Below are 7,717 nucleotides of genomic sequence, written 5' to 3' on the forward strand. Positions count from 1 at the left end.
CCCCGACACCGCCACACTGAACCCGTGATCAGCTCTCCGCGCCGGCAGGCCGTCCTCGCCACGATCGCCGGGCGCATCCCGGCCGCCCGGGGCACGGCACCTGTCCTGGTGGCGATCGACGGCCCCGACGGCTCCGGCAAGACCGTCGCCGCCGACGCGCTGGCCACGACGGTCCGCGCGCTCGGGCGTGAGGTCGTCCGCATCTCGCTCGACGACTTCCACCATGTCCGGGCGGTCCGTTACCGGCGGGGCCGGCACTCCCCGGAGGGTTTCTGGCAGGACTCCTACGACTATCCGCGGTTCCGCGAGTTCGTCCTGGAGCCGTTCGCGCCGGGCGGTTCGCGGCGATACCGGCCCGCCGGCCACGACCTGGCTACCGATGAACTGCTCACCCCGGAGCCGCGGACCGCCGGCCCGGCGAGTGTCCTGATCGTCGACGGCCTCTTCCTGCAGCGCACCGAACTGGCCGGCACCTGGGATCTGACGGTCTTCCTGGACGTGCCCTTCGCGGAGACGGCGCGCCGGATGGCGATCCGCGACGGGTCCAGCCCGGATCCTTCGGATGCGGCCTTTCAGCGGTACGCCGGAGCCCAGCGCATCTACTTCAAGGAGTGTTCGCCGCAGCAGAACGCGGACATCCTCGTGGACAACGAGGATGTGACCGCGCCCCGCATCGTGCACGGCGCTTAGGGAACGAGTCGTTTCAGATCGGGCACCGGCGCCTCCCACAGCGGGGTGCCGCCGACCCGGGAGATCCGCCAGCCGTGCGCGGTCCGGACGGCCGTCAGGTGGTACCGCTCGCCGAACAGGTTCGACGAGCCGCCCTCCCGGATGAAGACGACAAGCAGGTTCGCGTCGATGGTCGCGGTCGCCCCGTCGACGGTGACCAGCTGGTTGGTGAGGAAGCTCTGCGTCATCACCCCGTCCGGCCGGTTCGTCTGTGCCTTCTCCACCAGCGCCGCCAGCCCGCGCGCCTCCCCCGTCGGTGTGGCGACCACGGCGTCCTCGGTGAACACCGACGCCATCGCGTCGTAGCGCTTCTCGTCGAGCACCCGGACCAGGCGGGATGCCAGCTCGCTCAATTCAAGTTCCACAGCAGACCCCATTTCATTGGTACGACCAATGTTGGCACCTCCAACACTAGCGGATCGTTGGTCGCACCAACAAGACCGGTACGCTGATCGGCATGACGACGCTCCGCCACGTGCCGAGCTGGCTGATCGGCCAGGCCTCGATGCACAGCCACCGGCTGCTGGCCGAGGGATTCGCCACCGCAGGCGCCCGCGGCTACCACTACCGGCTGCTGGCCGCGCTCGCCGCCGCCGGTCCGGCCAGCCAGGCCACGCTCGGCCGGGCCACCGGCATCGACCGCAGCGACGTGGTCGCCGCCCTCAACGAGATGACCGCGCAGCGGCTGATCGAACGCACCCCGGACCCGGACGACCGCCGCCGCAACATCGTCACGCTCACCCCGGCGGGCGAACGCCACCTGGCCACCCTGGAAACGGTCCTGGCCGGCATCCAGGACGAGATCTGCGCGCCGCTGTCCGCAGCCGAACGCGACCAGCTGGTCCACCTGCTGACCAGGATCGTCGACCACCACACCGGCGAGCGCACCCCGTGAGCCGGCGCGGACAGCTGCACCACCTGGAACTGTGGCACGACGACGCCACGAACGACGACGGCCCGTGGCCCTGGTTGCTCGCGCGCTTGGGCTACACCCTGGACAGTTCCTGGCCGACCGGCCGGAGCTGGCGCCAGGGCGACGCCTACGTGGTGCTGGAGTCCGGTTCCGATCACGTACGCGGCAACACCGACCGGATCCGCAGCGGCATGAACCACGTCGCGTTCTGGGGCGGCACCCGCGCCGAGGTGGACGCCCTCGCCGCTGCGGCGCCCGCCCACGGCTGGACCCTGCTCTTCGCCGACCGGCATCCGCACGCGGGCGGCCCGGACTCCTACGCCGCCTACCTGGAGGACGCAGCCGGCTTCGAGGTCGAGATCGTGGCGGACTGAGAGGTGGGGATCGTGGCGGACTGAGAGGTGGAGATCGCGGCGGACTGAGAGACGGAGACAGCGGCCGGCTGAAGAGCCGGGAGGCCGAGGTTCTCGCGCAGGGTTCCGCGGTAGTCCGGCTTCACGATGCCGCGCCGCCGCAGCTCCGGCAGCAGCCCGTTCACCACGAAGTCGTGTTCCCGGTCGTCGGCCAGCCCGTTGAGCGACAGCACGTCCAGCACCCCGGCCCGGAACCGTTCCTCGACCGCGTCGGCCAGCTGCTCCGGCGTCCCGGCCACCGACCAGTGCCCGGTGTCCTGCGCCGCCTGGACGAGTTCCCGCAGGGTGCGCCCGTCCCGGATCAGCCGGCTGAAGATCTCCGCCCGCCCGCGGCGCCGGTTGAGCGACGCCAGATCCGGCAGCAGCGACGACGGCAGCGGGTCGTCGAGTTTCGCCTCGCTCAGGTCGACGCCGCCGCCGAGCATGTCCGCCACCAGCGCGCGCCCGGCGTCGTAGTCGATCGCCGCCAGCCGGTCCCGGACCAGCCGCTGCGCCTCCGCCTCGGTGGCGCCGTACGTCGCGTGGAAGGAACTGAAGATCAGTGGTAGCCCGGTACGCCCGTGTGCGGCGGCCTGCGAGCGGATCGCGCCGGTGAAGCGGTGCGCGTCGGCGAGACTCGGCAGGGCGGTGAAGACGATCTCGGCGTATCGGGCACCCAGCGCGATGCCGGCGGCGGACTGACCGGACTGGATCAGCACCGGCCGCCCCTGCGGGAGGGGCGGGATGTTGAGCGGTCCCTCGATCGTGAAGTGGTCGCCGGCGTGGTCGATCGGCCGGATCAGCGCCGGGTCGAGGATCGCACGACCGTCCGGCCCCGGGCGCAGCGCCCCCGGCCGCCAGCTGTCCCACAGGGCGTTCACCACGTCGAGCGTCTCGGCCGCGCGGGCGTACCGCTGCTCCGGCGACGGCAGGTCGCCCGCGCCGAAGTTCCGTTCGCCGATCGACGAGGTGACCAGGTTCCATGCGGCCCGGCCGTTGCTGACGTGGTCGAGCGTGCCGAACATCCGGGCCAGGTTGAACGGGTGGTGGAACGTGGTCGAGACCGTCGCGATCAGTCCCGCGTGCGTGGTGACCTGGGAGAGCGCGGCCACGAAGACCAGCGGCTCCTGCGCGCCGATCGTGCCCTGCGCGCCGAACTCCAGCAGGTCCGGCACGAACAGGGCGTCGATCCGGGCCGCCTCGGCGCGCGCGGCGACCAGCCGGGCGGTGTCGAGGGTGGAGCGTTCGGGGTCGAGGGCCAGCTCGTACGGCCCGGGGTGCCCGCCCGCCCCGGCGATCGTGGCGAGGAAACGCCCGGTCACGGCAGGTCCAGGTGTTCGCGCAACGTCGAGCCGGTGTACGCGGTCCGGTACAACCCCCGCTCCTGCAGCTCGGGGACGAGCTTGTCGACGATGTCCTCGACCGTCCCGGGCAGCAGCTGCGGCAGGATGTTGAAGCCGTCGACCGCGCGGGCCTCGTCGTACCTCGCCCACTCCTCGGCGATCCGCCCCGGCGTCCCGACGAACGTGCTGTGCTGCGGGGTGACCTCGATGACCAGTTCGCGGATCGAGAGCCCGCGGTCGGCGGCCAGCCGGCGCCAGCCCGCGATCCGCTCCCGCTTGCCGGTCCGGTGCTCGATCGCGATGGTGCCGCGGGACGGGTCCAGTTCGCTGTCCGACGGTTCGATGTCCGGCAACGGTCCGTCCGGATCAAAACCGGACAGATCCTTGCCCCAGTACTGTTCCAGGAAGGCCAGCGCCCGGGGCCCGTTGGTCTGTTCGCGACGGATCCACGCCGCCTTCTCGCGGGCCTCCTCGGGGGTGTCGCCGAGGATCACCTGCGCGCCGGGGAGGATGCGCACCGCGTCCGGCCGGCGACCGTGGGCGGCCAGGCGTCGACGCAGATCTTCCGCGTACCCGATGGCCTTGTCGAAGTCGGTGTTGGCGGAGAAGACCACGTCGGCGTGGCGTGCGGCCAGGTCACGGCCGCCGGCTGAGTCGCCGGCCTGGAACAGCACCGGCCGCGCGGGTACCGTCGGCGGCGCGGTCACATTGATCAGGTCGGTGTGCCGGTCGACGGACTCGCCCGCCCACAACGCCTGGGCCGTCTCGACGAACGCGCGCGCACGTTCGTACCGTCGCTCATGGGGCAACCACCCACCGTGCCGGAAGTTCTCGCCGGTCCAGGCATTGTCCGTGGTCACGATGTTCCAGCCGGCGCGGCCGCCGGAGATCGCGTCCAGACTCGCCAGCCGGCGCGCCAGGTCGGCCGGGTAGTTGTAGGTGGTGTTCTGCGTCGCGACCAGGCCGATCTTCCCGGTCTCCGCCGCCAGGGCCGCGAGCTGGGTGATCGCATCCGGTCGTCCGGCGACGTCCAGGTCGTGGATTCTTCCGCGGTTCTCGCGTACGCGTAGACCGTCCCCGAGGAAGAACGCGTCGAACAGGCCGCGCTCGAGGGTCTGCGCCGTCCGCACGAACGTGTCGATGTGGGTGTGCGGGGCGAAGTCGGGCGCGGACCAGATCAGCTGGGGTCCGACGCCGGCGAAGAAGAGTCCCAGGTGCAGCATCAGTTCTCCTGTCGCAGGCCGAGCCGCTCCCGCAGCGTGGCGCCGGTGGTGGGGCGCGGGCGGACGCTCCCGATCAGCCCGCTGACGTCGGTGGTGTGCAGGCGGACGCCGTCGACCACGCCGGCGAGTTCGTCGAGCAGGCCGGGGTCCGGCTCCGGCACGTCGGCGAAGACCAGTGGTGCCCCCTCGGCGCGGGCCTTCTCCGCGCGGACCGCCACGTCGTCGAGCCCGACCAGCGCGACGTCGAGCCGGCTCGTGACGCCGAGGGTGTCCGCGCCGATCACCACGACCCGGCCCTGCGGCGGGCGGGGTGTGATCAGAGGGCCGACGATCGAGAACCGGGCGCCGGTGAAGTTCACGTGGTGCACCCGGTCGGCGTCGAGGAACCGTCCGGTGGCGACGTCCCGGATCACCGCGTCGCTCTCCCACGAGTCCCACAGCCGGCGGGCCACGTCGATCACGTCCTCGAGCTCACGGCGCAGGTCATCACCAGTCAGAACCGGTTCCCCCACCGTGGCGTACGCGTCCGCGGAGTGCTCGGCGCCGACCACCCACGCGGCCCGGCCGAGTGAGGCGTGGTCGAGCGACGCGAGCTGGGTGGCCAGGTGGAACGGTTCGGTCACGGTGGCGTGCAGGGTCGGCGCCAGCCCGATCCGGGAGGTGCGCCGGGACAGGTACGCCGCGCGGACCCCGGCCTCGATCCGCGGCGGTCCCCCGTCCGGTGGCAGCGGCGAGTCGGCGATCGTCACCAGCACGAACCCGGCCGCTTCGGCGGCGGCGACGTCCCTGGTCAGCGTGGCGACGTCGGCAGCGCCGCCGACCTCCAGCGCGAAGAGGAGTTGTCCGGTCATGCGCACCCCCGGGTGATCGCGATATACCGGTAACCCTATAGCCGAACTATGCCATCGATATTCACATGTGTCACGAGCACCGCCCTGCAACAATGATCATGTGGAGAATCCGGAGGACGTGCCCTGGGACGAGATCCTGGCGACCGCCTACAACCGGCCGACCGGCGACCAGGTCCTCAGCGCCATGCGAGCGGGCTGGTACCCGGAGCACATCGCCGAGCTCTTCCTCGAGGACGCCGACTACCACTACACCGAGTGCGGCACCGACTGCGGGTACGTACCGGGAGTCGCCCGGCTGATCCCGTTCCTGGCACGGATGGCGGCAGACGACGCGGTCGCCGCCGTCCAGGCGATCGGCGAGATCATGGGGTCACCCCTGGAACCCGTCGGCATCACCGACGCCGACCTCGACGCCAAGGTGGACGGCCTGCACGCGGCGGTTCAGGCGAGCCGCCCACTGCTGGAGGAGGCCGCCCGCCGGGTGCCGGAGGTCCGCGACGAGGTGGAACGACTGCTCGGCGGGGACTACGCGGGTGCCTTCCCGCTCGAGTGGCGCGGCAAGGCTCGCCCGTTCTTCCGCGCCCCCTGGTATCGCGATCTCGGCGTCGCCGACGGCCGCCTGACCGTCGGCGACATCGTGCTGGACCCGGCGACCGGCGCCGACCTCTCCCCACCGCCGGAACCGCCCCCGACAGGGCTACACCGGTTGACCCGGGCTTGGCGCACCTGGCGGACTCCCCCACCGCCGTACAAAGCCCCCGACAAGCGCGTCCGGTACACCGTCGACGGGCATCCTTTCGACGCGGTCGCCGCCGGCCGGCAGATCCTGCGGACCGACGCGGCCACCGGCGAACCGGTCGGCGAACCCCTGCGCGGTCACCGCCGGTCCGTCTACACCATGGTCGTGATGGTGCTCGACGGCCGCCCGGTGCTGTTCAGCTCGGACGGCGGCACGATCCTGCGCTGGGACGCCGAGACCGGAGTGCCCTGGCCGATCCCGCCGGCGCTCAGTCCTCCGTCCGCCGGCTGAGGTGGGCGGCGGCCAGCACGGTCAGCCCGGTGCCGACCAGCAGCAGGGCGATCATCAGGGCGGTCTCCGGGAACGGGCCGTCGCTCGTACCCACCGCCGTGCCGCTGCCCGCCGGCAGGGTGAGGAACAACGCCGCCGACCGCTGGAGCAGCAGCAGGTCCTGCATCGCGGACCAGGCCGGGATCGCCAGCCCGACCAGCCCCGCCGCCGCGCACGCCGCGATCCGCTGGCGGGCCGGCGCCGCACGGACCGTCAGCGCCACCGCGAGCACCGCCAGCGCCGCGGCCAGCAGCAGCGCCCCCGCCACGAACAGCGCCCGCAGCACCGACCACTGCAGGTAGTCCGCGTCGGTGGTCAACGTCAGCAGTTCCGGCCCGGTCAGCGCCACCGACCGCGACTGCCACACCCACCACCCGTACGCGCGGATCCCCACCGCCACCGCCGCCAGCCCGAGAATCACCCGCAGCAGCAGCCGCTGAAACGGAGGCACCAGGACATTCATCAACCCCGGGTGTACGCCCAGAGCGCTGGCCGCCACGAGGAACCCACCTCCGGCGAGCCAGGGACTCTCGAACAGCCCACCCACGACGGCAACAACAGCCGCGGCACAGGCGACAACCATGATCGGTGAACGCACCGAGCCAGGTTAGTGCGGTGTCCAAGAACGTTCACCGGGTGGGTGTCGGTGTGCGTTGTGGATCCTCGCGCACGGGTGTGTGCGAGCGACTCCCCTCCCGTAGGGGTGGGGCGGGCCTCCGCCGGCCATCCGACCCTGTCGGCGCTGGTGGGCGTCGGGGGTCACGCCGTGCCGTTGCGACACCGGGGAGGTGCCGTCCGGCCCGACGGTGCATGACCAACCCACCTGAGGTGATTCTCGGTGGGGTGGTGGTCGCGCCTCCCGGGATACGGGTCACCGACCGTACTGTCGTGGCCGGGTAGGGCACCTCCCGGTCCAGACGCACCAGCAACGGCGGACGACCCCGGGCCACGGGGATGCGCAGAACCCGGCCGGCGATAGTGAACGTGCCGTGATACCAGCGCACCGGCATCAACCCCCGACGGCGGCGCGGAAACCGCACCTCACCATGCCCCGCCTTACGCCGGGCAGCCGCCGAGAACCAGGCATCGGAGTAACGGCGCAACACCGACCGGGCACCGGTCGAGTCCAGCTCGCCGAACGTCCCCGGACCCGAGGCGGCCAACAACCGGCACAACTGCTGGTAGCCCGCCACCGGC

General features: G+C 71.9%; 9 protein-coding genes. 4 read left to right on the forward strand and 5 right to left on the reverse strand.

Translation table 11 applies throughout. The features are described from left to right. Positions 1–24: 24 nt before the first annotated feature. Positions 25–690, forward strand: coding sequence for a nucleoside/nucleotide kinase family protein (locus WH85_RS45385; protein ID WP_245674384.1), 666 nt, complete (start codon positions 25–27; stop codon positions 688–690). On the opposite strand, the gene WH85_RS45390 is transcribed toward WH85_RS45385, so the two are convergent. Next, positions 687–1,082, reverse strand: coding sequence for a nuclear transport factor 2 family protein (locus WH85_RS45390; RefSeq protein ID WP_052721310.1), 396 nt, complete (start codon positions 1,080–1,082; stop codon positions 687–689). The genes WH85_RS45385 and WH85_RS45390 overlap by 4 nt on opposite strands. Positions 1,083–1,186: 104 nt before the next feature. Between WH85_RS45390 and WH85_RS45395 the strand changes: the two genes are divergently transcribed. Both WH85_RS45395 and WH85_RS45400 read left to right on the forward strand, forming a co-directional pair. After that, positions 1,187–1,624 carry a MarR family winged helix-turn-helix transcriptional regulator gene (locus WH85_RS45395; protein ID WP_045748434.1) on the forward strand — a complete coding sequence of 146 codons (438 nt, stop codon included), beginning with the start codon at positions 1,187–1,189 and terminating at the stop codon, positions 1,622–1,624. Further along, positions 1,621–2,016 carry a VOC family protein gene (locus WH85_RS45400; RefSeq protein ID WP_045748435.1) on the forward strand — a complete coding sequence of 132 codons (396 nt, stop codon included), beginning with the start codon at positions 1,621–1,623 and terminating at the stop codon, positions 2,014–2,016. Before WH85_RS45395 ends, WH85_RS45400 begins: the two co-directional genes overlap by 4 nt. Here the strand turns inward: WH85_RS45400 and WH85_RS45405 are convergent. Genes WH85_RS45405 through WH85_RS45415 form a run of 3 tightly spaced genes read right to left on the reverse strand, consistent with a single transcriptional unit; the run spans position 1,968 to position 5,451 of the window. Continuing rightward, positions 1,968–3,356 (reverse strand): NtaA/DmoA family FMN-dependent monooxygenase, encoded by a 1,389-nt coding sequence (locus tag WH85_RS45405; protein ID WP_211275653.1) that lies wholly within the window; start codon positions 3,354–3,356, stop codon positions 1,968–1,970. The two genes, WH85_RS45400 and WH85_RS45405, sit on opposite strands and share 49 nt — an antisense overlap. Further along, a complete protein-coding gene (locus WH85_RS45410; protein ID WP_045748436.1) occupies positions 3,353–4,600 on the reverse strand; it encodes an LLM class flavin-dependent oxidoreductase in 1,248 nt (415 codons plus the stop codon). The genes WH85_RS45405 and WH85_RS45410 overlap by 4 nt, the downstream gene beginning before the upstream one ends. Beyond that, a complete protein-coding gene (locus WH85_RS45415; RefSeq protein WP_045748437.1) occupies positions 4,600–5,451 on the reverse strand; it encodes an LLM class flavin-dependent oxidoreductase in 852 nt (283 codons plus the stop codon). The genes WH85_RS45410 and WH85_RS45415 overlap by 1 nt, the downstream gene beginning before the upstream one ends. Before the next feature lie 100 nt (positions 5,452–5,551). Between WH85_RS45415 and WH85_RS45420 the strand changes: the two genes are divergently transcribed. After that, entirely contained in the window at positions 5,552–6,481 is a 930-nt protein-coding gene (locus WH85_RS45420) for a WD40 repeat domain-containing protein (protein ID WP_045748438.1), read from the forward strand. Here the strand turns inward: WH85_RS45420 and WH85_RS45425 are convergent. Then, positions 6,459–7,118, reverse strand: coding sequence for a hypothetical protein (locus tag WH85_RS45425; protein ID WP_157411642.1), 660 nt, complete (start codon positions 7,116–7,118; stop codon positions 6,459–6,461). The two genes, WH85_RS45420 and WH85_RS45425, sit on opposite strands and share 23 nt — an antisense overlap. Positions 7,119–7,717 lie beyond the last annotated feature (599 nt).

Source organism: Actinoplanes rectilineatus (assembly GCF_000962825.1).
Classification (GTDB): domain Bacteria; phylum Actinomycetota; class Actinomycetes; order Mycobacteriales; family Micromonosporaceae; genus Actinoplanes; species Actinoplanes rectilineatus.

Bases quoted from the DNA above. Each gene is read 5' to 3' on its own strand.
- WH85_RS45395 (WP_045748434.1), top strand. From the start codon at position 1,187: ATGACGACGCTCCGCCACGTGCCGAGCTGGCTGATCGGCCAGGCCTCG.
- WH85_RS45410 (WP_045748436.1), bottom strand. From the start codon at position 4,600: ATGCTGCACCTGGGACTCTTCTTCGCCGGCGTCGGACCCCAGCTGATC.
- WH85_RS45415 (WP_045748437.1), bottom strand. From the start codon at position 5,451: ATGACCGGACAACTCCTCTTCGCGCTGGAGGTCGGCGGCGCTGCCGAC.